The sequence below is a fragment of the Microbacterium sp. SW12 genome, from assembly GCF_055391095.1.
The window spans coordinates 928,472-954,040 of the sequence record NZ_AP024335.1 but is presented as its reverse complement, the minus strand read 5'-3'; the positions used below and the strand labels follow the sequence as shown (position 1 = coordinate 954,040).

The following is a 25,569-nucleotide window of genomic DNA, read 5'->3' as shown; positions in this document are numbered from 1 at the left end:
ATGGCCGCCGTCGCGCTTCCGCAGCCGGCGGTCCACGCGGGCCGCCTCGAGACGCACCACGCGCGTCTCGAGGCGGCCCGCGCCGGCGAGATGGGAAGCGTCCACTCCTGGGAGCTCGTCACCGCCGTCGACGGGCCAGGTACCCGGATGACGCTGTTCCTCTCCGGCTGCCCCCTGCGCTGCCAGTACTGCCAGAACCCCGACACGTGGCTCCAGAAGGATGGAACGCCGACCACACTCGCCGAGATCGTCACACGCATCCGCCGCTACGCCGGTGTATTCCGGGCCACCGGCGGCGGACTGACAATCTCGGGCGGCGAACCGCTGCAGCAGTCAGCCTTCGTTGCCCGCATCCTCCACGAAGCGGCAGCGGAAGGCATCCACACCGCCATCGACACGTCGGGCTACCTGGGCCGCAACGCGTCCGACGCGATGCTCGATGACGTGAGCCTCGTGCTGCTGGACGTGAAATCCGGCATCCCCGAGACCTACCGCACGGTCACTGGACGCGAGCTGCAACCGACGATCGACTTCGGTGACCGCCTTGCCGCGCGGGGGCTTCCCACCTGGATCCGCTTCGTTCTCGTGCCTGGACTCACTGACGCCGAAGACAACGTCGACGCCGTCGCCGAGATCGTCTCGCGGTGGTCGAATGTTGAGCGCGTCGAGGTTCTCCCCTTCCACCAGATGGGCGCATCGAAGTGGGACCGCCTGGGGCGCGCCTACAGCCTTGCCGAAACCCGCGCCCCCGAGCCAGAGCTGATCGAACGCGTGCGCGGCCAGTTCCGCGCCCGGGGCCTGATGACCTACTGACCGCCCCTCCCCCTCCCCCTCTGGGCGCGAACCCACACCCCCGGCCGCGAACCCCCACGTTCTCGCGCGCGACTCCTGTGGGTTCGCGCCGAGACCTGTGGGTTCGCGCGACGAGGAGGCGAGCTACAGGAGCTCGGCCGCTGTGCGCCGCGCCCAGTCTTCAGCGTCTGCAAGACTCTCTCGGGTCAGGGCGGCGGGGGGCTCGTGGGCCTCGACGACCCGCTCGACGGTATCGAGGATGCCGAGGAATCCGATCCTCCCGTCGTGGAAGGCATCCACAGCCACCTCGTTTGCAGCATTGAAGACCGCCGGATACGTTCCGCCGGCGCGACCCACACGCTTTGCCAGCTCGACTGCCGGAAAGGCCGTGTCCTCAAGCGGCTCGAAGCTCCAGGTGGTCGCGGTGCTCCAGTCGATGGGGAGGCCCACTCCAGCGATGCGATGCGGCCAGTCAAGACCGAGCGAGATCGGCAGACGCATATCGGGCGGGGATGCCTGGGCGATCGTGGAGCCATCACTGAACTCCACCATCGAGTGGACGACCGACTGCGGGTGCACGACGACCTCGATTTGCGCGTACGGCACGTCGAACAGCAGGTGCGCCTCAATCACCTCGAGTCCCTTGTTGACCAGGGTCGCCGAGTTCGTGGTCACCACGCGCCCCATGTTCCAGGTCGGATGTGCCAGCGCTTCGGCGGGTGTGACCGTCCGCAGCGCATCACGGGCGCGGCCCCGGAACGGCCCGCCCGATGCGGTCAGCACGAGTCGGCGGACCTCTGACCGTTCGCCCGAGCGCAGCGCCTGCGCGATAGCCGAGTGTTCGGAATCCACCGGCACGATCTGGCCGGGACGCGCGAGCGCGGTGACCAGCTCTCCTCCGACGATCAGCGACTCCTTGTTGGCGAGCGCGAGAGTTCGCCCCTCCTCAAGAGCCGCGATGGTCGGGCCGAGGCCAACCGAACCCGTGATGCCGTTCAACACGACATCGGCCTCGACGTCACGGACCAGCTGCTCTGCCTCGTGGATGCCGACAGCCGTGCTCTCGACACCGAACTCGCGGGCCTGCGCCTCGAGCACGTCGCGTTGGCTCCCGGTCGCCAGACCCACGACATCGAAGCGATCTCGGTTCCCCCGAATCACATCGAGGGCCTGCGTGCCGATCGAGCCGCTGGAACCAAGGATGATGACGCGGCGCATGGGCTCAGCCTATCGAGGGCCTCGCGATGCGCCGCGCCAGGGTAGCTCTCAGCCGGCCGCAGGCTCGCTGGAGATGATCTCCACGGCGAACACGAGCGTCTCGCCTGCCAGTGCATTGGTGTTGGTCACCGACGCTTCGCCATATCCACACAGGGGCGACATCGAAACGAGGACCGTCGAGCCGACCTTCTGCCCCTCGAGCGCCCGCTGGAAGCCGGACACGACCTGTGTCGTCTGGAACGTCGCGGGAGAGCCCTTCTCCCAGCTGGAGTCGAAGACGCTCCCATCGCTCCACTTCACCCCGGTGTAGTTCACCGTGACGCTGTCGCCGGGCTCGACGACAGCGCCGTCACCTTCGATGAGCACGTCGACGACAACACCACTGGGCGGGTCCGATGCCGGGATCGCGATGGCGGGAGCACCGCTCTCGTCGAACGTGACGGTCGGCATGGCCGTGTCAGCGTCCACGACCTGGCACCACTGATCAGCTGGCGTCACCTCGAGCACATCCAGCACATAGATCTGCGCCGCTGTTTCACCCTGCCCCGGAACTGCCAGAACGATCCGCGAACCCTGCGTGGCGCATCCGAAGAACTCGTCGATGCCCGTGCCGGCTTCCACCGGGATCGGGGCCAGCGGGGCAGAGTCGTCATATCCGGCCGAATCCACCTGCGCTCCCGTGTCACCGTCGAAAACGGTGAGGGCGTACGAAACATATGCGCCGTCTGTCAGCGCCGCTCCATCGCCCGTGATGGCGACGGACCGCTGCATCCCGTCAACGGCGATCGGTGTCGAGAAGGATGCGGTAGGAACTGTTCCGAAGTCTCCCTCCACCGTCACGGACTCGGAAACCGGGCCGGACTCGGCAGCTGCGGCGCACAGTCCGCCGTTGCCGGCGGTGGATGCCGTTGGGTCGCTCTCGGAGGCGGAAGTACAGCCTGCCAGAAGAAGGGCCGCGGTCGCGGCGACGGTCAGGGCGAGAAGGGAACGTGAGCGCACAATGGTCCTCTGCTGTGGGCGGAGCCCCCATCCTTTCGCACAATTCCTCTGTCTCTCCTGGGAATCGCGAGCCCGGCGCCATTCCGATCGGGGAATGAAACCGACGGTAACCTCGACGGGTGACCGTCGAACCCACCGCTCGCACGAACGCGGAGCCCCCGCCGACGGCAACACGACCCGTCGCCGCATGGGCATCACGTATGCGCTCGGACGTACGGTGATCACGCCGCTTGCCCGCCTGATCTATCGACCCCGTGTCGAGGGCAAGCATCTGGTGCCCCGAAGCGGACCAGTCATCTTCGCGAGCAACCATCTCTCGTTCATCGACTCGATCGCCATCCCTGTCGGCGCGCCGCGGCGGGTTCACTTCCTGGCGAAGTCGAGCTACTTCGAAGGCTCGGGCTTCTCAGGATGGGCCTCGCGGCAGTTCTTCACCTCCATCGGCGCGATACCCGTTCGCCGCGGTGCAGGTCAAGCAGCCCTCGACGCCCTGGAGCAGCAGCGCGCTCTTCTCGAGGAGGGAAGCGCCGTCGCGCTGTATCCGGAGGGCACGCGCTCGATGGACGGACGCCTCTACAAGGGGCGCACGGGGGTCGCCTTCCTGGCGCTCCAGACCGGCGCACCCGTTGTTCCCGTGGGGCTCATCGGCACCGACAAGGTCATGCCGAAGGGAGCCACGATGCCCTCCCCGAAGCACCGCATCACTGTCAAGTTCGGTCAGCCGCTGGATCTGTCCCATCATGGCGACTCGTCATCCGGTCGCGCCCGCCGCGGCGCAACCGATGAGATCATGGCCGCGATCCACGCGCTGTCCGGGCAGGAACTCGCGGGCGCGTACAACGAGGTTCAGCCCCAGTCGCCGATCGAACGCATCAAGCAGGTACTCCCGCACGAGCGCCGCTGACTCCCCGGCTCAACCGTCGATTCCCGCCACGAGCGTCGTAGGACGGTGGTGGACGGGAAAGTTGACCGAGTTCGCGATGAAGCACCACGTGTTGGCCTGCTGATGCGCAGCCTCGGCGGCGGCCCGCATCGACTCGTCCGCTACCGTCACAACCGGATGCAACGTCACCTCGCGGAAGCTCCCCCCACCGTGACCGTCTTGCACCATGACTCCGGTAGCGGTGTCTCGGTAAGCGACGACCACGACACCCGCTTGGACTGCCGCGTGCAGGTAGGACAGCAGGTGGCACTCGCTGAGGGAGGCGACGAGGAGATCCTCGGGGTTCCACCGCGATGGATCCCCCCGAAACGGCTTGTCGCTCGAGGCGAGAAGATCCGGCTTTCCCTCGATCCGCAGGGTCACGTCTCGGGCATAGTCCCGATAGCCCGCCGTGCCGACGCCACGGTTGCCGGTCCATTCCGCCCGGACGATGTAGTCGTGTTCACCCAGCATGGGGCAAGTCTGACACCGCCTTGCCTCACGTCAAGATGTCCGGGTGTGATTCGTGGTTGCCTCACGTGAAATGTCCGCGTGGGTCATGCGGCGGGTCGGGTTCCCTGGGTGCGGGCTGAGGCCAGTTCGATGAGTTGTTGCTGGATCTGGTTGATCCGTCGGGTGATGCGTGCCGGGTTCAGCTTGGCATGCTCGTGCTCGAGGCGCGTCTTGGTCTTGGCGTCGAGGATGCCGTTGTCCAGGAGTCGCTGGTACGGGGTCCGGGGGGTGTCGTAGATCCGCTTCTTTCGGCCGGATCTCGTGGCGGTCCAGCCGGTCGCTTTCACGCAGGGCAGCAGGTGGTTCTTGCGGGCCATCACCAGGTCCCATAGCTCGTTCAGCAGCGTCATTTCCGCGTCGGTCTCGTACCGGTAGCGGAACGCGTGTCTGCGGATCCAGTCGCCGTTGCGTTGCTCGATGTGCGCGTTGTCGTTGTGCTGGTACGGTCGTCCGCGGGTCAGGGGGATGTCGCGGTTGTCGGCCCAGGCGATCACTGACCAGTTCAGGAACTCGGATCCATTGTCGAAGTCCATCCCGGCGATCGGCACCGGCGCGTGCTTCGCGATCCAGTTCAGCCCTTCGTGCACGTGCACGAACGCCTTGTTGCGGACGGTGCGCATCATCGTCCACCCGATCACCGGGTCGGTCGCGTTCAACGTCCACAGGTGCTCGCCCTTGAGGGTGTGGCCGCAGTGCGCGACGGTGTCCAGCTCCAAGAACCCCGGCACGGTCAGCGGGGCATCCATCGCGGTGCGCTGCGGGATCGACGACCGCAGGATGTGCGACGGTTTCGTGCCTGACAGCGCGACCGGGTATGCGGCATCCTTGTGCGGTTTCAGGTACCGGTCGATCGTCGCCGCGGACATCGACCGCAGTTCGTCGAGCACCAGGTCGGTGACCCGAGGGCCGACCTTGCCGAGTTCACCGAACCGGACGAGCCGTTCCAAGGTGTCGTCCATGACCGCGGCGAGGTACTTGCCCGAGGGCTGACCGGACAGCCGCCAGACCTCCTGCAACACCACGAGCGCGTCGTAGGAGTACTTCCGCTCCCGCGGTTTGCGGGGCTGCCGGCCCGCGGGACCGGTCCGGGCGTTCGCGGATCGGATCGCCCGCCGCGCATGATCCCGCGTCCACCCGGTCGCCGCGACGAGCCCGTCGAGGATCTCGCCCTTCGCATGCTTGTCCGCCCGCACATACTCGCGGGCGAACTTCTTCGTGATCTCACGGCGCGCGGCCATCGACAACTCCTGACTCACACGGCCAGAGAACTACGCGGACATTCCTATCTGAGGCAAACGCCACCGTTCCCGGACCTTTTACATGAGTCAAGTCGGACACCTGCTCGGGGTCAGTGGCCCGGATAGGCTGTTCGAGTGCCTGAGACCCTCCCTGTTGCTGCTGCCGTCGAGCTCGCGCGGGTGGAACGAGGCGGATTCGTGGAATCCCGCCATGCCGGCGCGGCGATCGTCCTGAACCCCGAGGGTCAGGCCATCGAGCGGCTCGGCGACACCGACGCACCCATCCTTCCGCGGTCATCTTTGAAGCCGATCCAGGCCCTGGCGTGCCTTGCCGCGGGCGCGCAGCTTGCTGACGAGACGCTGGCGCTCGCGACCGCCAGCCATGCCGGAACCGACCGGCACGTCGCAGTGGTCCGTGACATTCTCGACGCTGCTGGGCTGGACGAGCGCAGCCTTCAGTGCCCGCCCGCGTGGCCATCCGACACGGCGACACGAGATGCCCTGGTCCGCGCCGGAGGAGAGCCCGAGCGGCTTCGTATGAACTGCTCGGGCAAGCACGCGGCAATGCTCGCGGCGTGCGTCGCACAGGGGTGGGACCTTGCCACCTACCTCGACCCCGAGCATCCGCTGCAGGTTCAGATTCGCGAACTCGTCGAGCGACTGACCGGCGAGCGTGTTCAGGCATCGGTCATCGACGGATGCGGCGCTCCGGTGTTCGCCCTCACTCTGTCGGGCCTTGCCAAGGCAGCGCACCGGATCGGCGGTTCTTCGGAGCGGTCGCCGTTCGCGCTGCATCGCAACGCGGCAGCGCTGGTCGGGGCAGTGCGCCGGCATCCCTGGACGATTGACGGCCCAGGACGGGCCGACACCATCGCGATCGAACAGACGGGAGTCTTCGCGAAGGGGGTGCCGAGGGCGTGATGATCATGGTCGCGCCGGATGGGACGACGGTAGCCCTCAAGATGCTCGATGGCTCCGCCCGGGCCTCGTCCATCGTCGCGCTGCGTCTTCTCGAGCGAACTGGCGCACTGAGCGCCGCCGACGTCTCACGCGCGCGGGAAGAGCTGCCCCTGCGGGTACGCGGCGGCGAGCGCGACGTCGGCATGATCTCCCCTGCGTTCTGATCGTCATCCGCATCATCCGAGCCGCACCCGACTGACCTCCCGCCCGGGTTCGAGGAGCCATCCGCGCAGCGCGCCGGGAAGACACAGGGGAGGAAGCTCTCGTCGCCCGGTGAGGATGCGGTACTCCGCCGCACACGATGGATCGACCAGAAGAGGACCCTGCGCGCGCAGGGTGGTCAGCGTCGTCCAGAACCTCTGCCACTGCTCGGGTTCAGCGCGCACGACGAGCGAGCGTCCAGGCTCCAGCGCCTGCGGGCTGCCTCCGGCGAGCGCGTGATCGGGTCCCGTGACCACCACGTCACGAGCCAGCCACTGCTCCTGGATGCGCTCAGCGCCGGGGGTGGCGCGCGTAACCCAACACGTCAGTCCGGCCGGCGGTCGCCAGGTTGACTCGTTCGGCACCCTCACCCCTCGAGAAGCAGTTTCGGCCTGGAATACCTGCACGAGCGTCCCGTCGAGTCGTCCTCGACCCGCCGAAGCTGTGGGATCACAGTGGCCCGGCACCCCGCCGGCAGAAAGGTAGTCGCTGCGCTGGGAATGGCGAAGCAGCAGGCGATGCGGCAGGAGATCGGCGACGCGAGCAATCGGCCCCGCGAGACGTTCCAGCCCGAGCAGGAACGGATGTCCCTCCCCGGACGAGCGGGCTATCGTTTCGAGGAGGCCTGCTGCGACATGGGCGTACTCCGACGGGAGCGCCGCCAAGACCGCGTCGGCGTCATCGACCACGACAGCGCCGCGCCGGGTAACGGCGACACGGTTCAGGACGTCCCAGGCTCGCTCGAGATCATCGGAATCGACCCAGGCCTCGACCTCGCCGATCTGGGCCGCGACAGTCTGCAGCGCAGTCGTCACGCCCGATCCGGCGGCTCCGACGACGCACAGGCCCCGAACTGATCTCGCGATCCCGACGGGTTCCTGTCGCTGCAGATGCGGCTCATCGGCGAGCCCGATGAGAAGCGTGTCGTCGTTCCTCCCGCCCGGAAGTGCCACCGTGACCGGGAGGGGCTCGAGCCAGGGCGCCTGTACCGGTGCGGCCTCGGAGCGGGCAGCGATTCGCGACACGAACTCGTCTCCCACCAGCGCGATGCGAATCGGCACCGGCCTGTGGTCTGTCGCGCGTCTGACGAGGGCGCTCCCGGCGCTACGCACGCCGGCAGGCACCCGACAGCCGCTGTCATCTCCGAGCATGAGGCGACTATCGGCAACATCGGCGGCCCGGAGAACAACGCGCAGCAGACAATTGGCCAGAAGCGCCTCACGAAAGACCCCGGTGGCGCGCTGCGTGCCCAAGATCACGTGGATGCCCAGCGCTCTTCCCCGCGCGGTGAGATCAATGAACAGGTTCGCAAGCTCGCTGTGAGAACTCAGTAACGCGGCGAACTCGTCGACGACCACGACCAGACGCGGCAGATCCGCAGCCCCCTCGGCGATATCTCGGACTCCGGCTGCCGCGAGCACGCCCTCACGCCGCCGCACCTCAGCGCGCAGGCTCTCGATCCCTCGCGTTGCCGCAGCCTCGTCGAGATCGGTCAGAACACCGGTGACGTGCGGGAGTCTCCGGAGCGATGAGAACGCTGTGCCTCCCTTGAAGTCCGCGAGGACGAAGACCACATCCTCTGGGCTGTAGTGCGCGGCCAGCGAGGCGACCCACGTTCGCAGTAGTTCGCTCTTGCCGCTGCCTGTCGTACCGACGACCAGCGCGTGCGGCCCGTCGCTGACGAGGTCGAGGCAGAACGCGCTCGCATTCGAGGTCCCGATGACGCTCACAAGGCTTCGAGCACCCGCTCCGGGCTCGGACGCTCGGTGCGGCTCGACCAGACCGTCCAGCGCGAGCTCGCCACTGTCCATCGCTGTCCGCGAGATCTTCTCGCGCAGGGAGCGAGCCAGAAGGCTCGCCTGGAACTCGGAGAGCATCTGTGGGCGAATCTCGAGACTGTCTTCACCGGTGTCCACTGTCGCGTGCGCCGATCCGGTAGCTCTCTGACCGAGCACAACCCGAACTCCGGCGCCACCTCCCCGCCCGATGAGGATCGAGGCATCAACCTCCCCGACGGGGCCGTCCCACCCACTTGAGACATCCAGCGCGATCCGGTGCTGCCCGGGTGTGAACCGATGCGGGAGTTCCTCGACCCACGAGAAACCACCCGGAAGGTCCCCGGTGATCTCAAGATCACCTGGCGGATGGACCAGACACAGTTGGACGAGCATCGCGCGCACCGCCCCAGCAACAAGTGGCTCGGGTCCGACCACGGCGAGGCTGCCGCGCAGCGGCACAGTCGCGGGGGCATCCGGCATCGTCAGGTTCGGCGTGCCGGCAGTTCGCGCGGCGACCTCGGGCGCGAACTCAGCCCGAAGGTCGGACACGTGCTCGGCGGCCACCGTGATCGGTATGTCGCCGCTTCCCAGCACGAGGTGGCCTTGGCGACCCTCGACCTCCCGCCACACCTCTTCCGGATTCTCCAGGAGCCGGCGGATGTCGGGCCAGGCTCGCCATGCACGGTCGCGACGACGGACGACCTCCTTTTCGATCGCCGCGCTCAGCGAGGCAGAGTCCGCCTCGGCTACAGCATCATCCCGGCGCCGCGCACGCCGTGCCGCCCACACGCGGTCCCCGAACCCCGCCACCGCCATCATCGGCGCGAGGGCAGCGAACCACAGGCTCAACACGGATCCGGTCACCGCCCACAGCGCCACTGCCCCGAGCACCGGCACCGCCGTCGCAAGGATCGGAAGACCGGTCGCGGCACGAGCGGGGGCGCGCAGCTTCGTCACGGGGGACAGGCGCTGCGCGGTTCCAGACGGTGAACGCATCACCCCAGCCCATCACCCGGATCGGCGCGATCGCGCTACCGGGCCCACCGTCGCGCCCGAGCGGAGCGATCGCCGCGTTGGGGAGGAACGGAACCTCAGGCCCCCGGGACGCGGGCGACGTTTACAACGACGATCGAGATGTTGTCGCGCCCGCCGTTCTCCAGCGCAGCATCCAGCATCGCCTCAACTGCCGCCGCCGGATCGGGATGTTCGGCAAGGAAGTGCTGGATGCCGAAGTCAGTGAGCTCCTTGGTCAGCCCGTCAGAGCAGATGACGAACCTGTCGCCATCGACCACGTCGAGGCGGACGTAGTCGGGGGTGACGCTCTCACTGGGTCCGAGCGCCCGCGTTATGACGTTTCCGTACGGGTGGTTCTCTGCCTCTTCCGGGCTCAGTCGCCCGGAGGCGATGAGCTCCTGGACGACCGAGTGGTCAGTCGTGACCTGCACAATCGCGCCATCGCGAAGCAGATAAACGCGAGAGTCCCCGATGTTCAGGGCAACCCAGGATGCCTCGGCGCCCGAGACGTCAAGGAACAGCCCGGTCACGGTGGTGCCGGTCGCCTCGTCGGTTGCCTCCGGACGAGCGGCGATGTCTTTCACCGCGCGCGCGAGGGCCTTCTCGATCGCCTTGGTGGAGACGGAGCCGGTGTCGGCCACAGCGTGGAGGCGTTCGACAGCGCTCGCGCTGGCGATCTCGCCACCGATGTGACCACCCATTCCGTCGGCGACGATGAACAGGGGGAACTCCGCGAGGACGGCATCCTGATTGACCTCACGCCGACGGCCCGTGTCTGTCACCGCGGCCCAGGCGAGCTCGAGGCGATCGCGTGCCAGGTCAACGGTGCGGGAATGGGCGGAAACCTCGGCCACGCGACCCTTTCCTCGTCGTTGTCGGTGCCGGCGCGAGGCACCGACCGTCACATACTAATCGAAGGTCAGACACGGGGCGGGGACGTGCGGCGGTGGTGGCGTGCAGTCACTCGCGTCCGACCGGTTCTGCCCCCTCGTCGGCGGGGGCTTCGAACTGAGCGTTGTAGAGCGCCCAGTAGGCCCCCCGCGCGCGCAGCAACTCCTCGTGCGTCCCCTGTTCGACGATCGCGCCGGCTTCCATGACCAGGATGAGGTCGGCATCTCGAATCGTCGAGAGACGGTGCGCGATCACGAACGAGGTCCGGTCGCGCCGCAGGCTGGACATGGCGCGCTGGATCAGGAGTTCGGTGCGGGTATCGACCGACGACGTCGCCTCATCGAGGATCAGGATGCGCGGATCAGCGAGGAAGGCTCGCGCGATCGTGACAAGCTGCCGCTCACCCACCGACAGATTCGTCGCCTCGTCGTCGAGCACGGTGTCGTATCCGTCCGGGAGCGCATGGACGAATCGGTCCACGTATGCCGCCGAGGCCGCCGCCACCAGCTCTTCCTCGCTCGCTTCCGGCCGGCCGTAAGCGATGTTCTCCCGGATCGTGCCCGCGAACAGCCACGTGTCCTGCAGCACCATGCCGGTGCGCGCCCGCAGGTCATCGCGCGTCATCCGTCGCGTATCGAGGCCTCCGTCTGGAAGCCCCGCCGCGGTGTCGAGCAGGATGCCGCCCTCATCCACGTCGTAGAAGCGCATGACGAGGTTGACAAGCGTCGTCTTTCCCGCACCCGTGGGTCCGACGATCGCGACCGTGCTCCCGGATGCCGCGCGCAGAGTCAGGTCATCGATGAGCGGCGTGTCGGCGACATAGCGGAAGGACACGTCGCGGAACTCGAGAGTGCTCGCGTCGCTCGGCACGGTCTCGGCTGGCTCGGGATCGTCGGTCTGCTCGGGCTCGTCGAGCAGTTCGAAGACCCGCTCGGCGCTGGCTACCCCCGACTGCAGCAGGTTCGCCATGGATCCGAGTTGGCTCAGGGGCTGTGTGAACTGCCGCGAGTACTGGATGAAGGCCTGCACGTCTCCGATCGAGAGCATTCCCCCGGCGACCTGCAGCCCGCCGACGACCGCGATCGCGACGTAGACGAGGTTACCGATGAACATCATGGCGGGCATGATGATTCCCGAGAGGAACTGCGCGCCGAAGCTCGCCCGGTACACCTCTTCGTTCTCGGCGGCGAAGTCGGTCTCGGCCTCACGCTGGTGCCCGAACACCTTGACGACCGAGTGCCCCGAGAAAGTCTCTTCGATGCGGGCATTGAGGACGCCAGTGGCCCGCCACTGCGTCACGAAGAGGGCCTGTGAACGGCGCGCGACCAGGACGGTGACGACGATCGTCAGCGGAATGGTGACCAGCGCGATGACCGCTAGAAGCGGCGAGATCACGAACATCATGACCAGCACGCCGATCACGGTCAGGAGCGAAATCACGACCTGCGACAGTGTCTGCTGGAGGCTCTGGCCGATGTTGTCGACGTCGTTGGTGACGCGGCTCAGCAGCTCGCCCCGCTGGACGCGGTCGAAATACGACAGCGGCAGGCGGTGGATCTTCTGCTCGACCTCGATGCGCAGGCGGTGCATCGCGCGCTGGACGACGCCGTTCAGGATGCGGGCCTGCAGCCAACCGAACAGGCTCGCGCCTACATAGACGGCGAGCACGAGCAGCAAGAGTTGGCCAAGGGCTGCGAAGTCGATACCCGCACCCGGGGTGAAGGTCATCGTCGAGAGCAGGTCAGCCTGCTCCTGCTGACCGTTCGCGATGAGCTGGTCCATGATCTGCTGCTGCGTGGTCCCCGGGGGAACATCCGAGAATTGCAGCGACACGAAACCAGCGAAAACGAGGTTGGTGCCCTCCCCCAGGAGCTTCGGCCCGATCACCGACAGTGCCACCGAAAAGACGCCCAACACGATAACGACGACCAGGAGCGCGTTCTCTCGGCGCAGATGCGCGAGCAGGCGCTTCGCGCTCGCGCCGAAATTCTGCGCCTTCTGCACGGGCATCCCCATCCCGCGTCCCATGGGGCCGCCCCCCATCGGACCGCGCGCGGGAGCTGCACCTGCAGCGGGACGAGGCGCGCTCATGCCGCTGCCTCCGCCGAGAGCTGGGAATCGACGATCTCGCGGTAGGTCTCGCACGTCCCCACGAGCTCATCGTGTCTACCGATGCCGACGATCCGACCGTGGTCGAGCACCACGATCTGATCGGCGTGCTGAATCGTCGACACTCGCTGGGCGACGATCAGGCGCGTAGCGTCAGGAAGTTCGGTGTCGAGGGCTCGGCGAAGCGCGGCATCCGTTCGCAGATCGAGGGCCGAGAACGAGTCGTCGAAGATGAAGATCGGCGGGTTCTTCACGAGCGCTCGCGCTATCGCGAGGCGCTGTCGCTGCCCACCCGAGACGTTCGTGCCCCCTTGCGCGATCGGTGCCTCGAGTCCCAGGGGGAAGGACTCGACGAACGAGCGCGCCTGCGCCAGCTCCAGGGCACGCCACAGACTTGCGTCATCGGCGGCGGCATCGCCGTACCGCAGGTTCGAGGCGACGGTTCCGGAGAACAGGAACGCCCGTTGCGGGACCAGCCCGATCCGCGCCCACAGTTCATCGGGATCGTACGAGCGCACGTCGACACCATCGACACGCACCTCCCCCGCCGTCACATCGAACAAGCGCGGCACGAGCCCGATGAGCGTCGACTTGCCGGCCCCGGTCGATCCGATGATCGCTGTCGTCGTGCCCGGCTCGACCGTGAAGGTGATGTCGTGAAGCACCGGATCCTGCGCACCCGGGTAGGCGAAGTCGACGTGCGAGAATTCGACCCGGCCGCGCGGCGCGGGGGCTGCCACGGCGACGGCGGGAGGCTCAACCGAGGGTTCCGTGTCCAGGACCTCGCCGATCCGCTTCGCGCAGACCGCGGCACGAGGGATCATGACGAACATGAACGTCGCCATCATGACACCCATGAGGATCTGCATGATGTAGGTGAGAAAGGCGAAGAGGGTTCCGATCTCGACGCCGTCGTTTTGCACCTGGAAGGCGCCGAACCAGATCACCGCAACGCTCGAGACATTGAGCACGAGCATGACCACGGGAAACATCAGCGCCATGAGGTTGCCCGCGCGAAGTCCTGTCGCCATCACATCGCGGCTCGCGACGTCGAAGCGCTGACGTTCGTGGTCTTCGCGGACGAAGGCGCGAACGACACGGATGCCGCTCAGCTGCTCGCGCATGATCTGATTGACGCGGTCGATCCGCTGCTGCATGACCGTGAACGCGGGAACCATTCGCACGACGATGAGTGAGACCAGGATCAGCAGCACAGGCACCGCTACCGCCATGAGCCACGACAGGCCGGGGTCCTGGCGAATCGCCATGATCACCCCGCCGATCGCGAGCATCGGGGCCGAGACCATCAGCGTCGCCGAAACCTGCACGAGCATCTGCACCTGCTGCACGTCGTTCGTGTTGCGCGTGATGAGAGACGGCGCGCCGAAGCTCCCGACCTCGCGCTGCGAGAACGCGACGACGCGGTGGAAGACATCGGCCCGCAGGTTCTTGCCCATTCCCATGGCAAGTCGCGACCCGAAGTACACGGCGATGATCGCGCACACGACTTGCACGAGCGAGATGACGAGCATGAGACCGCCGGTCGACCAGATGTAGGCGATGTCGCCGGTCACCACACCGTTGTCGATGATGTCAGCGTTCAGAGTCGGAAGCAGCAGCGATGCGATCGACTGAGCGAGCTGAAACACGATGACGGCGATGATGAGCGGCCACGCGGGTCGCAGGTATCGCACCAGGAGGGTCCAGAGCACGAGGAGGTCCTTCCACCGAACGGACGGTCGGGTCCCCGCGGACACGTCCTCGCTGACGCTACGCCCGGCATCCTGCGGCAGGCAAATCACTCGGCTGCGCCGTCAGCGAACGGCCGAGATTGCAACAGCCGAACGTGTGAGAGGCCCCCACCGTGCGGTGGGGGCCTCTGGGGTCAAGCGGGATTAGGCCTTGGGCTCTTCGGGCGCTGCGGGCGGCTCCGGGCTTGCCGGGGGCTGCGGTGCAGCAGCGGGAGGCGCGGCAGGGGGTGCGGCCGGAGGAGCGTATCCGGTCGGCGGAGCCGGCGGTGCCGCGTAGCCGGCTGCGGGGCTGGTTGCCGGGTTCGCGGGGTAACCACCGGCCGGAACCTGCGAGGGGATGCCGTCCCAGTTCGTACGGTCTGCCAGGAACCCGTTGCCCGCCCAGGGCGCGGCCGGGATCGCCGTGTTCCAACGCGACTTGTCGAAGGCCGCGATACCGAGCCAGACGATCGAGAGGAAGAAGTAGAGAATGAGCCAGACTGCCTCTTTCTGCAGCTTGAGGCCAACGCGCCAGGCAGCGAGCAGCGTCAGCACGAACGCGGCGAGGCCGATGAGCTGGCCGATGACGGGGATCCAGCCGAGCAGGATCGCCGCACCGATCGCGTAGAGGAGCAGCCAGGGGCTGAGGTCGCCGAGCTTGAGGAAGATCATGCCGTTGTAGACGGGCACCCACGCGCGCCACTTGCCCTGCACGCCAGCCTTGTCGAAGATCCTCATCAAGAAGAACGAGGTCAGGACGTAGCCCGCTGCGGCAAAGATGATCCAGAAGAAGGCGAAGAAGATCAGCAAGCCGATCGACGCGCCGTCGTTGTAATAGACGACCGAGGCGCCTACGTTTTCGAACATGAACGTTCCTCCCGAACGGTCAGGACTCGCACCTCGAGCCGGTGCGCGACGGGGCACTCGCCCGCTGCACCACATGCTAGCGATCCTTGAGCGTAGCTGTCAGTAGATTCTCAGCGTGGGGGCAAGATGAGCGTCATGACGTCGCCGTCGGGGGCCGTCTCGAACCCGGCGTCGCTCGCCCATCTCACGAACTGCGCTGTGTCCGCGAGGTCGGCGCTGGACTCCGCGAGAGCGCGGGTGAGCCGGCCCTTAGCGGCTTTGTTGAAGTGATTGAGCGCTCGCGTCTGCCCGTCCGGAGCCCGCGTCAGGACTCGCACGTAGGCGCTCCGCCCGACCGGTGCAGCCCCGAGCGCAACGTAGGCCTCGGACCTCAGGTCGAGCACAAACCCGCGGGTGTCACGGGCGAGCGCTGCCGCGACGGGACCGGCCCAGAGGCGCCGCTGCGAGGCGAGGCCGGGAAGACTGATGCCCGCACCCAGCCGGTAGGACGGAATGGGGTCCAGAGCACCGACCAGGCCGAAAGGCGCGGAATGGATCACGACATGGTCGCCGAGCCAGCGCCTGGCAGACGAGTCGAGACTCGAGGCATCCAGAGCGTCGAAAAGCACTCCCGTGTACCTGTCGATCGCCGGCATCGTCGGGGAGGTGCGCAGCGACCGGTTCGTTTCGATCTCGCCGCGCTGCTTCGGCCCGAGCTTCAGGACCTTGGCTGCGGCATCCGGGTCATCACTCAGCCGCACCAGCGCGTCGATCACCGACTCGCGGATCGGCGTGAGTTCAGAAAACGCCAGACGGGATGCATCCCACGGCGCACCCTCTCCGCCTGGTCGCTTCGTCTCCGAGGGAGGCAGCAGGATCAGCACCGCATCTCCTCACCGAGAAAGGCGAAATCGCCGAGGTAGGACGGATGACGGTGCATTCGTCCTACCTCGGCGATTCTTCCTACGCCCGTTCAACGCGGCCTAGGCCTACGCCGGGCGGATGCTGATGTCAGGCGACGAGAGCAGCGTTGCCGGCCACGATCGTGACGACATCGCTCTCGATGGAGAGGAAGCCGTCCTGAGCGTTCGCGACGACCTTGCTGCCGTCATCCTTCGTGATGCGCACCTGGCCCTCGGCGAGGATCGCGAGCACCGGCTCGTGACCCGCCATGAAGCCGATCTCACCCTCGACGGTCTTCGCGACGACGAGGGATGCCTCCCCCGACCACACTTCGGCGTCGGCGGAGACGAGGCTGACGTGCAGCGGCATGATCAGCCGTTCTCCTTCTGGATCTGCGCCCAGCGCTCTTCGACGTCGGAGATGCCACCCACGTTGAAGAACGCCTGCTCGGCCACGTGGTCGAAGTCGCCCTTGACGATCGCGTCGAACGACTCGATCGTCTCCTTGATCGGAACCGTGGAGCCCTCGACACCGGTGAACTTCTTGGCCATGTAGGTGTTCTGCGAGAGGAACTGCTGGATGCGGCGCGCACGCGACACGACGACCTTGTCCTCTTCGGAGAGCTCGTCGACACCGAGGATCGCGATGATCTCCTGCAGTTCCTGGTTCTTCTGCAGGATCTGCTTCACCGCGGTTGCCACACGGTAGTGGTCTTCACCGACGTACCGCGGGTCCAGGATGCGGCTGGTCGAGGTCAGCGGGTCGACCGCGGGGTACAGACCGCGCGAGGCGATCGCACGCGAAAGCTCGGTGGTCGCATCGAGGTGGGCGAAGGTCGTAGCCGGCGCTGGGTCGGTGTAGTCGTCGGCGGGGACGTAGATCGCCTGCAGCGAGGTGATCGAGTGACCGCGCGTGGAAGTAATGCGCTCCTGGAGCACACCCATCTCGTCGGCGAGGTTCGGCTGGTAACCCACAGCGGAGGGCATGCGGCCGAGAAGCGTCGAGACCTCGGAACCTGCCTGCGTGAAGCGGAAGATGTTGTCGATGAACAACAGCACGTCCTGCTTCTGCACGTCACGGAAGTACTCGGCCATCGTCAGCGCCGAGAGCGCCACACGAAGACGGGTCCCCGGCGGCTCGTCCATCTGACCGAAGACGAGGGCGGTCTTGTCGAAGACACCTGCCTCTTCCATCTCGTGGATCAGGTCGTTACCCTCACGGGTACGCTCACCGACACCGGCGAACACCGACACACCACCGTGGTCCTGCGCAACACGCTGGATCATCTCCTGGATGAGGACGGTCTTGCCGACGCCCGCACCACCGAACAGACCGATCTTTCCACCCTGCACGTAGGGGGTCAGCAGGTCGATGACCTTGATGCCGGTCTCGAACATCGTCGTCTTGGACTCGAGCTGGTCGAAGGCCGGCGCCTTGCGGTGGATGCCCCACCGCTCGGTAATCTCGATCTTCTCGCCCGGCTCGGCGTTGAGGACCTCGCCGGTCACGTTGAACACGTGGCCCTTGGTCACGTCGCCGACCGGCACCGAGATCGGGCCGCCCGTGTCACGGACTTCCTGACCACGGACGACACCGTCGGTGGGCTTGAGCGCGATGGCGCGGATGAGGTCGTCGCCAAGGTGCTGTGCGACCTCGAGGGTCAGCTCGCTGGACTCGCCCTCGATCGTGATCGTGGTGGTCAGCGCGTTGTAGATGTCGGGGATCGAGTCATGCGGGAACTCGATGTCGACGACGGGGCCGGTGACGCGCGCGACGCGGCCGACGACCGCGGTCTTCTCGGCGGTTGCGGTGGGAGTCATGGTCATTCTCTTTCGTGTCAGGTCTACTTGCCCGACGCCAGAGCGTCGGCGCCGCCGACGATCTCGGCGATCTGCTGCGTGATCTCGGCCTGTCGCGCGTTGTTGCGCAGGCGGGTGTAATCGGTGATGAGCTTGTCGGCGTTATCGCTCGCGGATTTCATGGCCTTCTGGGTCGCGGCGTGCTTTGCCGCCGACGACTGCAGGAGCGCGTTGAAGACGCGGCTCTGGATGTACACCGGCAGCAACTGGTTCAGCACGGTTTCGGCATCCGGCTCGAACTCGTAGAGCGGGTACACCTGCGCGGATACCGACTCCTCGGCCTCGACGACCTCGAGCGGCAGCAGGCGGACCTGCTCGGGGCTCTGGGTCATCATGCTAACGAAGCGGTTGTAGACGAGGTGGATCTCGTCGACCCCTCCTTCGTCACCCCCGCGGTCGTAGGCATCCAGCAGCGCTGCCGCGATCTCCTCGGCGGTGTGGAAGTGCGGAGTGTCGGTGTCACCGGTCCACTGCGCCGCGCTTGCCATCTTGCGGAACTGGAAGTAGCCGACTGCCTTGCGTCCGACCAGGTAGAAGACAGGTTCCTTACCCTGGTCGCGCAAGAGCTGTGCAAGCTCCAGACCCTCGCGGAGGATCTGCGAGTTGAACGCGCCGGCAAGTCCACGGTCGGAGGCGAAGATCACCACGGCCGAGCGCCGGATGACCTCGCGCTCGGTCGTGAGCGGGTGATCGACGTTCGAGTGCGTGGCAACCGCCGACACCGCGCGGGTTACCGCGCGAGCGAACGGAGCTGACGCCCGCACGCGACCCATCGCCTTCTGAATGCGCGAAGCCGCGATGAGCTCCATCGCCTTCGTGATCTTCTTGGTCGTCTGGGCAGAAGAGATCTTCTGCTTGTAGACCCGGAGTTGTGCGCCCATGGTTTATCGCCCTCGCGCGCCCTTAGTGGCGGCCCTTGACGATCTTCTCCTGGTTGACGTCCTCGGCCTGCGCGGCGCCGACCTCTTCGTGGCCGGGCTTGGAGATCGCCTGACCCTTGCCGGAGCGGAACTCCAGCACGAAGTCGTCGACAACCTTCTCGAGCTCGGCGACGGTGTCGTCATCCAGCACGTTGGTCTCGCGAAGACGGTCGAGGATCGTCGTGTTGCGGCGCAGGAAGTCCAGCAGCTCGCGCTCGAAGGGCAGCACATCCTCGACCTCGATCGTGTCGAGCTTGCCGTTGGTGCCTGCCCAGATCGAGACGACCTGCTCTTCCACCGGGTACGGCGAGTACTGCGGCTGCTTGAGCAGCTCGGTCAGGCGCGCACCGCGGGCCAGCTGTCGGCGGGATGCCGCATCCAGGTCGCTCGCGAACATGGCGAATGCCTCGAGCGAGCGGTACTGAGCGAGCTCGAGCTTGAGCGTTCCCGAGACCTTCTTGATCGACTTCACCTGGGCGTCACCACCCACGCGCGAAACCGAGATACCCACGTCGACCGCGGGACGCTGGTTCGCGTTGAACAGGTCGGACTGCAGGAAGATCTGGCCGTCCGTGATCGAGATCACGTTGGTCGGGATGTAGGCCGAGACGTCGTTAGCCTTGGTCTCGATGATGGGCAGACCCGTCATCGAGCCCGCGCCCAGCTCGTCCGAGAGCTTCGCGCAACGCTCGAGCAGACGCGAGTGCAGGTAGAAGACGTCGCCGGGGTACGCCTCGCGGCCCGGCGGGCGGCGCAGCAGCAGCGACACGGCACGGTAGGCCTCAGCCTGCTTCGACAGGTCGTCGAAGATGATCAGGACGTGCTTGCCGCCGTACATCCAGTGCTGGCCGATGGCCGAGCCGGTGTAGGGAGCCAGGTACTTGAAGCCGGCGGGGTCTGATGCGGGAGCTGCGACGATCGTCGTGTACTCCATGGCACCGGCATCCTCGAGCGCGCCCTTGACGGAGGCGATCGTCGAACCCTTCTGACCGATGGCGACGTAGATGCAGCGCACCTGCTTTGTCGGGTCTCCCGACGCCCAGTTGTCCTTCTGATTGATGATCGTGTCGATCGCGATCGCCGTCTTACCGGTCTGGCGGTCGCCGATGATGAGCTGACGCTGACCGCGGCCGACGGGGATCATCGCGTCGATCGCCTTGATACCGGTCTGCATCGGCTCGTGCACGCTCTTACGCTGCATGACGCCCGGCGCCTGCAGCTCGAGGGCGCGGCGGCCTTCCGTGGCCACCTCGCCGAGACCGTCGATCGGGTTGCCGAGCGGGTCGACGACGCGGCCGAGGTAGCCGTCGCCGACGGGAACCGAGAGCACCTCGCCGGTACGCGTGACCTGCTGACCCGCCTCGATGCCGGCGAAGTCGCCGAGGACGACGACACCGATCTCGTGCTCGTCGAGGTTCAGGGCCAGGCCCTGCGTGCCGTCGGCGAAGGTCACCAGCTCGTTGGCCATGACGCCGGGGAGACCCTCGACATGGGCGATGCCGTCGGCGGCGTCGATAACGGTGCCGACCTCGTTGGCCGCTGCCCCGGAGGGCTCGTAGGCCGCGACGAAGTCTTTCAGCGCGTCACGGATGACGTCGGGGCTGATGGAGAGTTCTGCCATGGTCTTCCTTCGTTAAGGTCCTTCTCGGGTTCCGTGCGTCGGACCCGAAGTCTGCGCCTGTCGGCGGTGTCGTTAGCCGGCCAGTCGCTGACGGAGGTCGGCGAGCCGGGAGGAAACACTCATGTCGATGACGTCATCGGCGATCTGCACGCGCAGGCCGCCGACCACTGTCGGGTCGATCACGGTGTTCAGGGAGATCTTGGTGCCGTAGCGACGGCTGAGCAGCTCGGTCAGGCGGCTCGCCTGTTCCGCGCTCAGCGCAGCCGCTGCGGTGACCGTGGCGACAGCGCGGCCGCGTTCGTCGGCGACGATGCGGATCGCGCGCGACAACAGCTGGCGCACACGGCGCTCGCGCGGCTGCTGCACAAGCGAAGACGCGACGAGGACCGTCGCCTCGCTCGCGCGTCCGGTCAGCAGCTTTGCTACGAGGTCGCCCTTTGCCGAGGCATCACCGAGGCGACTCCCCAGTGCGAGTTCGAGCTCCGGGTTCGCCGCGACCGTGCGGGAGAACTCGAACAGCTCGGACTCGACGTCTGCATCGGACGCGATCGTGGCGGCGCGCACAGCGAGCTCCTCGATCCCGTCGATGAGATCGGATGCCGATGACCACCGCTGCTGGACGGCGTTGGTGAGCAAACCGACTGTCGCCGGAGCCATCGACGGCCCGAAGACATCGGTGATCACCTTCGCGCGGGCGGCGGGCGCCGCCGCTGAATCGGCCAGCGCGCCGCTGAGCTGCGAGGTCTGGCCGAGCTCACGCGCGGCGACGAAGAGCTCGCGGGCGACGGTCAGGTCGACGCCACGAGCCGCAGCCAGCGCCGCGGTCGTTTCCGCGAGCGCCTGATTCGTCGCGCTACCCATTACTTCGCCGCCGTCTCGGATGCCTCGAGATCGGCGAGGAAGCGGTCGACGACGGCCTTGGCCTTAGCGTCGTCCGACAGGGTCTCACCGATCACACCGCCGGCGAGGTCGAGGGCCAGGGTGCCAACTTCGCCGCGCAGCGACACGAACGCGGTCTGGCGCTCGGCGTCGATCTGAGCATGCGCGGCAGCCGTCAGGCGCGCGGCCTCGGCAGACGCGCTCTCCTTGGCCTCGGCGACGATCTTCTTGCCGTCCTCGCGGGCGGCGTCGCGGATTTCACCAGCCTCGCGGCGGGCATCAGCCAGCTGCGCGGTGTACTCCTCGAGGGCGGCCTCAGCCTTGCGCTGGGCCTCGTCGGCCTTGGCGATGTTGCCTTCGATCGCCGCAGAACGCTCGTCGAGCAGCTTTTTCATCCGCGGCAGAGCGTACAGCCAGAACAGCACGAGGATGACGATGAAGCACACCGACGACCAGATGATGTCGTACCACGCCGGGATGAGCGGGTTGTGCGCAGCCCCCTCTTCGGCGGCGTACGTGACAAGAGCCGTGAGCATCCTGTCTCCTTAAGGCTGGGTGAGTCGGATCAGACGAAGATGAAGTAGGTGGCGATACCGATGAACGCCAGCGCCTCGGTGAAGGCGATACCGATCCACATCAGCACCTGGAGGCGACCGGCGAGCTCGGGCTGACGAGCGACGCCCTCGATCGTCTTGCCGACGACGATGCCCACGCCGATGGCCGGGCCGATGGCGGCGAGGCCGTAGCCCATCGTCGCGACGTTGCCGGTGACCTGGGCGAGAACCGTAGTTGCGTCCACGGATTTTTCCTTTCGGTTGAGGGCGGCTTCGGGCCGACCCGCTTAGTGCTCTTCCGCCACCGCGAGCTGGATGTAGACCGCGGTGAGGAGGGCGAAGACATAGGCCTGGAGGACGGCCACCAGGATTTCGAACAGAGTGAAGACGAACCCGAAGGCGAGGCTGCCGGCTGCCAGAGCCGACCACCAGCCACCGAGGTCGAAGAGGAAGAACTGGGTAGCCGCGAAGAAGAGGACGAGCAGGAGGTGACCGACCATCATGTTCATAAGCAGACGGAGAGTCAGCGTCACCGGACGGATGATGAAGGTTGAAATCAGCTCGATCGGGGTGACGATGATGTAGATCGGCCACGGAACACCCGAGGGGAACAGCGAGTTCTTGAAGAAGTTCTTCGGGCTCTTGCGGATACCGGCGTAGATGAACGTCACGTAGCTGATGATCGCGAGCACCAAGGGCACGGCGATGACGCTGGTGCCGGCGATGTTCATGAACGGGATGATTCCCGTGATGTTCATGAACAGGATCATGAAGAACATCGTCGTGAGGATCGGCAGGAACCGCTGGCCGTCCTTCTTGCCCAGGAGATCTTCGGCGATGTTGACGCGCACGAAGTCCAGGCCCATCTCGACCAGGCTCTGGAAGCGCCCGGGGACTACCCGCATCCGACGGGTGCCGAGCCAGAAGATGAGGACGATGACGATCGTCGCGAAGAACTGGATGAGGTTGATGCGCGTGATCGAGAGAGCCTCGATCCCGAAGAGCTGGAAGATCGGCTCCGGGAAGAACTCATCGACAGACGGTCCGTGGAAACCCCCGCCATCTTCGGCAGTGGACACGATAAGGCTCGCAGCTTGAGTAAACAGCGCTGGCTCCAGCTTCGGGGCACCGGGGATAAGCCGTTGCGACGATGGGCGATGAGTTGGCGGTCCCGGCAGCGCTCGTCAGGCGAACGGGCGGGCGCAACACAACATTAGCAAACCCGAAGGGCTCCCGGCGCCGCGTCACTCCCTTCCGGAGGTGTCCTCCGGGTCGGCGGTCGGCAGTTTCGTGTCACTTGCGTACGGCAACCGCATCCGAGTGAGCACGATGACGTCGACGGCGAGCGAAGCGAGGATCCCCGCGACGATGGCAAGGAAGAACACGAGCGAGTTCACCCACGGCTGGTCGCGCACCACGAACAGCACGACCAGGAACACGATGAATTTCAGCAGCCAGCCACCGAGCACGATGCCGAAGAAGATCGGAACGTACAGGTCGGTTCCGAACCACCGGTTGGCGATCAGGATGCTGACACTCGTGATCCCGAGGAACACCGCTGCCAGCAGCACGCCGAGCAGCGCACTCCAGAGCCCGGACTCGCCGGCGGCGAGGTAGCCGACGAGGGCACCGACCACGGCGAGCACGCCGGTCACGATCGCCGACCAGATCACCGTCGTACGCAGGATCGGGGTGCTTGACACGGTGCTCACGAGGCCTCCTGGGCGGTGGTGACGGGTGCGGGGCGGCGCCCCGGGGGCATGAGGGTGACAACGAGGCAGGCGATAGCGCCGACGACTCCGAACCCGACGCCCAGGAGGTACTCCCCCGGCCAGTCGGATGCGGTTCCGATGTACATCAGCAGCATCGCAAGGCCAATGATCGCCGTCCAGGCATAGAAGATGAGCACTGCCGTACGGTCGCTGTGGCCCATGTCGAGCATCCGGTGGTGCAGGTGCTTACGGTCGGGCGAGAACGGCGACTTCCCGGCGCCGACACGACGGATGATCGCGAGACCGAAATCCAGCAGCGGCAGCAGCACGATCGTGATCGGCAGCAGGATCGGGATGAACGCGCCGAGCAGCTGCGACCTTCCGAAGTTGTCGGGATCGAGCTGTGACGGGGTGATCTGACCGGTGATCGCGATGGCCGACACTGCCATCAGCAGGCCCAGCATCAGGGCTCCGCTGTCTCCCATGAAGAGCTTCGCGGGCGTCCAGTTCAGCGGAAGGAACCCGATACAGGCCCCGATGAGCGCTGCGGCGATGAAGGATGCGAGGTTGAAGTAGGTGGTCGCGCCGGCGTCTCGGACGAGCAGGTACGAGTACGCGAAGAAGACCCCGTTGGCGATGAGGGCGACACCGGCGACGAGCCCGTCGAGCCCGTCGATGAAGTTGACGGCGTTCATGACGATCACGATCGACAGGACCGTGAGCACGAAGCTCATCCAGCTCGAGCCGACGGTCAGCCCGCCGATCGGCAGCGAGAGGATCTGCAGCTTGCCGAACCAGGCGATGATTCCCGCCGCAGCGAACTGCGCGCCGAGTTTGATCATCCAGTCGAGGTCCCAGATGTCATCGGCAACACCGACGAGCACGATGAGCGTCGTTGCGCCGAGGATCGCCCACACCGCAGCGGGGTCTGCCCAGAAGATCGAGAAGAACGGATGCTGCGACGACGCCAGGAACGCCGCGACGATGCCGAGATACATGGCGACGCCACCCAGGCGCGGCGTGGGGGTCTTGTGGACGTCTCGCTCGCGGATGCCGGGGTAGAGCTTGTAGCGCATGCTCAACTGCCACACCGCCCACGCCAACACGAGGGTGATGGTCGCGGTCAGGATAACGACGAACAGGTATTGCTTCACGCGAATCCGGCGTCGTCGGCATCCGTCTCGACCGGTGCGGCGGGGTCCTCGAGCAGATCGCCGATCACCTCGCGGATCTCATCGGCGCTCACGGCGCCGATCCGAAGGATTCGCGCGGTTCCCGGCTCGCGTCGCGCCAGTCCCGTGGCGTCGAGGATCGTCGAGGGGACTCCCGTGGCGACGGGGCCCGAATCCAGGTAGATGTCGATCCGGTCACCGAGCATCTGGTGTGCGCTCAGCACGTCGACGGCAGCAGCCTCGCCGGTCAGATTCGCACTGGAGACCGCGAGCGGACCGGTCTCTTCGATGAGTTCGAGAGCGATGCGGTGATCGGGCATCCGAACCGCAACGGTGCCGCGGGTCTCCCCCAGATCCCAGGTCAACGAAGGCTGAGCGGGCAGCACGATCGTGAGCCCTCCCGGCCAGCACTTCTCGATGAGTCGCTCCACCGGCTCCGGCAGGTCGGCAACGAGTGCGCGCACCATGGCGGTTCCCGCAACGAGCACGGGCGGTGGCGATTCTCGAGTGCGGCCCTTGGCATCCAGCAGCCGCTGCACAGCAGCAGCACTGAAGGCGTCGGCGGCCACGCCGTAGACGGTGTCGGTGGGGATGACGACAAGGGCGCCCCTGCCGATCGCTTGGCGCGCCTGTCTCATGCCGGGCAGGAGCTGGGCGTCGTCGCGGCAGTCGAAGATGTCGGACATGGCCTGCTCAGTCTACGGAAGCGGCGAGCTATTCCGGGAAGCGCGGACGCTG

23 protein-coding genes and 1 pseudogene are annotated in these 25,569 nt (G+C 66.5%); 3 read left to right on the top strand and 21 right to left on the bottom strand.

Annotated elements, in window-relative coordinates; all coding sequences use genetic code 11:
- Positions 1–813, top strand: coding sequence for a pyruvate formate-lyase-activating protein (pflA, locus tag MICSW_RS04795; RefSeq protein WP_228177676.1), 813 nt, complete (start codon positions 1–3; stop codon positions 811–813).
- Positions 814–936: 123 nt separating this feature from the next.
- Here pflA and dxr read toward each other — a convergent pair whose 3' ends face one another.
- Together dxr and MICSW_RS04785 are read right to left on the bottom strand one after the other, a co-directional pair.
- Complete coding sequence (gene dxr, locus MICSW_RS04790; RefSeq protein WP_464497083.1) at positions 937–2,010, bottom strand: 1-deoxy-D-xylulose-5-phosphate reductoisomerase; 1,074 nt, start codon at positions 2,008–2,010, stop codon at positions 937–939.
- 48 nt (positions 2,011–2,058) lie between these two features.
- Positions 2,059–3,009: an FKBP-type peptidyl-prolyl cis-trans isomerase gene (locus tag MICSW_RS04785; RefSeq protein ID WP_375236619.1), complete on the bottom strand. Its 951-nt coding sequence runs from the start codon at positions 3,007–3,009 to the stop codon at positions 2,059–2,061.
- 187 nt (positions 3,010–3,196) lie between these two features.
- Between MICSW_RS04785 and MICSW_RS04780 the strand changes: the two genes are divergently transcribed.
- Positions 3,197–3,913, top strand: coding sequence for a lysophospholipid acyltransferase family protein (locus MICSW_RS04780; RefSeq protein ID WP_228177825.1), 717 nt, complete (start codon positions 3,197–3,199; stop codon positions 3,911–3,913).
- A gap of 9 nt (positions 3,914–3,922) precedes the next feature.
- Here the strand turns inward: MICSW_RS04780 and MICSW_RS04775 are convergent, their stop codons facing one another.
- Together MICSW_RS04775 and MICSW_RS04770 are read right to left on the bottom strand one after the other, a co-directional pair.
- The gene (locus tag MICSW_RS04775; RefSeq protein ID WP_228177673.1) at positions 3,923–4,405 is read right to left on the bottom strand and encodes an OsmC family protein; all 483 of its coding nucleotides are present in this window, start codon (positions 4,403–4,405) and stop codon (positions 3,923–3,925) included.
- A gap of 83 nt (positions 4,406–4,488) precedes the next feature.
- On the bottom strand, positions 4,489–5,682 hold the full coding sequence (locus MICSW_RS04770; protein WP_228179575.1) for an integrase: 1,194 nt from the start codon (positions 5,680–5,682) through the stop codon (positions 4,489–4,491).
- 135 nt (positions 5,683–5,817) lie between these two features.
- Here MICSW_RS04770 and MICSW_RS04765 point away from each other — a divergent pair.
- A pseudogene (locus MICSW_RS04765) lies at positions 5,818–6,806 on the top strand (asparaginase).
- A gap of 12 nt (positions 6,807–6,818) precedes the next feature.
- On the opposite strand, the gene MICSW_RS04760 reads toward MICSW_RS04765, so the two are convergent.
- The 17 genes from MICSW_RS04760 to MICSW_RS04680 form a co-directional block, all read right to left on the bottom strand.
- Complete coding sequence (locus MICSW_RS04760; protein ID WP_228177671.1) at positions 6,819–9,617, bottom strand: FtsK/SpoIIIE domain-containing protein; 2,799 nt, start codon at positions 9,615–9,617, stop codon at positions 6,819–6,821.
- Between the two features lie 95 nt (positions 9,618–9,712).
- A complete protein-coding gene (locus MICSW_RS04755; protein ID WP_464497068.1) occupies positions 9,713–10,489 on the bottom strand; it encodes a PP2C family protein-serine/threonine phosphatase in 777 nt (258 codons plus the stop codon).
- Positions 10,490–10,595: 106 nt separating this feature from the next.
- Positions 10,596–12,617, bottom strand: a complete 2,022-nt coding sequence (locus MICSW_RS04750) for an ABC transporter ATP-binding protein (protein ID WP_292733212.1) — start codon at positions 12,615–12,617, stop codon at positions 10,596–10,598.
- Entirely contained in the window at positions 12,614–14,347 is a 1,734-nt protein-coding gene (locus MICSW_RS04745; RefSeq protein ID WP_464497063.1) for an ABC transporter ATP-binding protein, read from the bottom strand. The genes MICSW_RS04750 and MICSW_RS04745 overlap by 4 nt, the downstream gene beginning before the upstream one ends.
- Before the next feature lie 183 nt (positions 14,348–14,530).
- Positions 14,531–15,232, bottom strand: a complete 702-nt coding sequence (locus tag MICSW_RS04740; protein WP_228177668.1) for a DUF5684 domain-containing protein — start codon at positions 15,230–15,232, stop codon at positions 14,531–14,533.
- A gap of 110 nt (positions 15,233–15,342) precedes the next feature.
- A complete protein-coding gene (locus MICSW_RS04735) occupies positions 15,343–16,095 on the bottom strand; it encodes a YaaA family protein (protein ID WP_228177667.1) in 753 nt (250 codons plus the stop codon).
- 127 nt (positions 16,096–16,222) lie between these two features.
- Positions 16,223–16,483 (bottom strand): F0F1 ATP synthase subunit epsilon, encoded by a 261-nt coding sequence (locus MICSW_RS04730; protein WP_228177666.1) that lies wholly within the window; start codon positions 16,481–16,483, stop codon positions 16,223–16,225.
- Between the two features lie 2 nt (positions 16,484–16,485).
- Complete coding sequence (gene atpD / locus MICSW_RS04725) at positions 16,486–17,934, bottom strand: F0F1 ATP synthase subunit beta (RefSeq protein WP_228177665.1); 1,449 nt, start codon at positions 17,932–17,934, stop codon at positions 16,486–16,488.
- Between the two features lie 23 nt (positions 17,935–17,957).
- Positions 17,958–18,854 (bottom strand): F0F1 ATP synthase subunit gamma, encoded by an 897-nt coding sequence (locus tag MICSW_RS04720; RefSeq protein ID WP_228177664.1) that lies wholly within the window; start codon positions 18,852–18,854, stop codon positions 17,958–17,960.
- A gap of 22 nt (positions 18,855–18,876) precedes the next feature.
- Complete coding sequence (gene atpA / locus MICSW_RS04715; RefSeq protein WP_228177663.1) at positions 18,877–20,514, bottom strand: F0F1 ATP synthase subunit alpha; 1,638 nt, start codon at positions 20,512–20,514, stop codon at positions 18,877–18,879.
- Positions 20,515–20,586: 72 nt separating this feature from the next.
- On the bottom strand, positions 20,587–21,375 hold the full coding sequence (locus tag MICSW_RS04710) for a F0F1 ATP synthase subunit delta (protein ID WP_292728370.1): 789 nt from the start codon (positions 21,373–21,375) through the stop codon (positions 20,587–20,589).
- Positions 21,375–21,929 (bottom strand): F0F1 ATP synthase subunit B, encoded by a 555-nt coding sequence (locus MICSW_RS04705; RefSeq protein WP_228177661.1) that lies wholly within the window; start codon positions 21,927–21,929, stop codon positions 21,375–21,377. Before MICSW_RS04705 ends, MICSW_RS04710 begins: the two co-directional genes overlap by 1 nt.
- A 29-nt stretch (positions 21,930–21,958) precedes the next feature.
- On the bottom strand, positions 21,959–22,192 hold the full coding sequence (gene atpE / locus MICSW_RS04700; protein WP_292728372.1) for an ATP synthase F0 subunit C: 234 nt from the start codon (positions 22,190–22,192) through the stop codon (positions 21,959–21,961).
- A 42-nt stretch (positions 22,193–22,234) separates the two neighbouring features.
- On the bottom strand, positions 22,235–23,026 hold the full coding sequence (gene atpB / locus MICSW_RS04695) for a F0F1 ATP synthase subunit A (RefSeq protein WP_464497032.1): 792 nt from the start codon (positions 23,024–23,026) through the stop codon (positions 22,235–22,237).
- 165 nt (positions 23,027–23,191) lie between these two features.
- A complete protein-coding gene (locus MICSW_RS04690) occupies positions 23,192–23,659 on the bottom strand; it encodes a hypothetical protein (RefSeq protein WP_292728376.1) in 468 nt (155 codons plus the stop codon).
- On the bottom strand, positions 23,656–24,813 hold the full coding sequence (locus tag MICSW_RS04685; RefSeq protein ID WP_292733124.1) for an MraY family glycosyltransferase: 1,158 nt from the start codon (positions 24,811–24,813) through the stop codon (positions 23,656–23,658). The genes MICSW_RS04690 and MICSW_RS04685 overlap by 4 nt, the downstream gene beginning before the upstream one ends.
- Complete coding sequence (locus tag MICSW_RS04680; RefSeq protein ID WP_464497023.1) at positions 24,810–25,517, bottom strand: L-threonylcarbamoyladenylate synthase; 708 nt, start codon at positions 25,515–25,517, stop codon at positions 24,810–24,812. Before MICSW_RS04680 ends, MICSW_RS04685 begins: the two co-directional genes overlap by 4 nt.
- Positions 25,518–25,569: the final 52 nt, after the last annotated feature.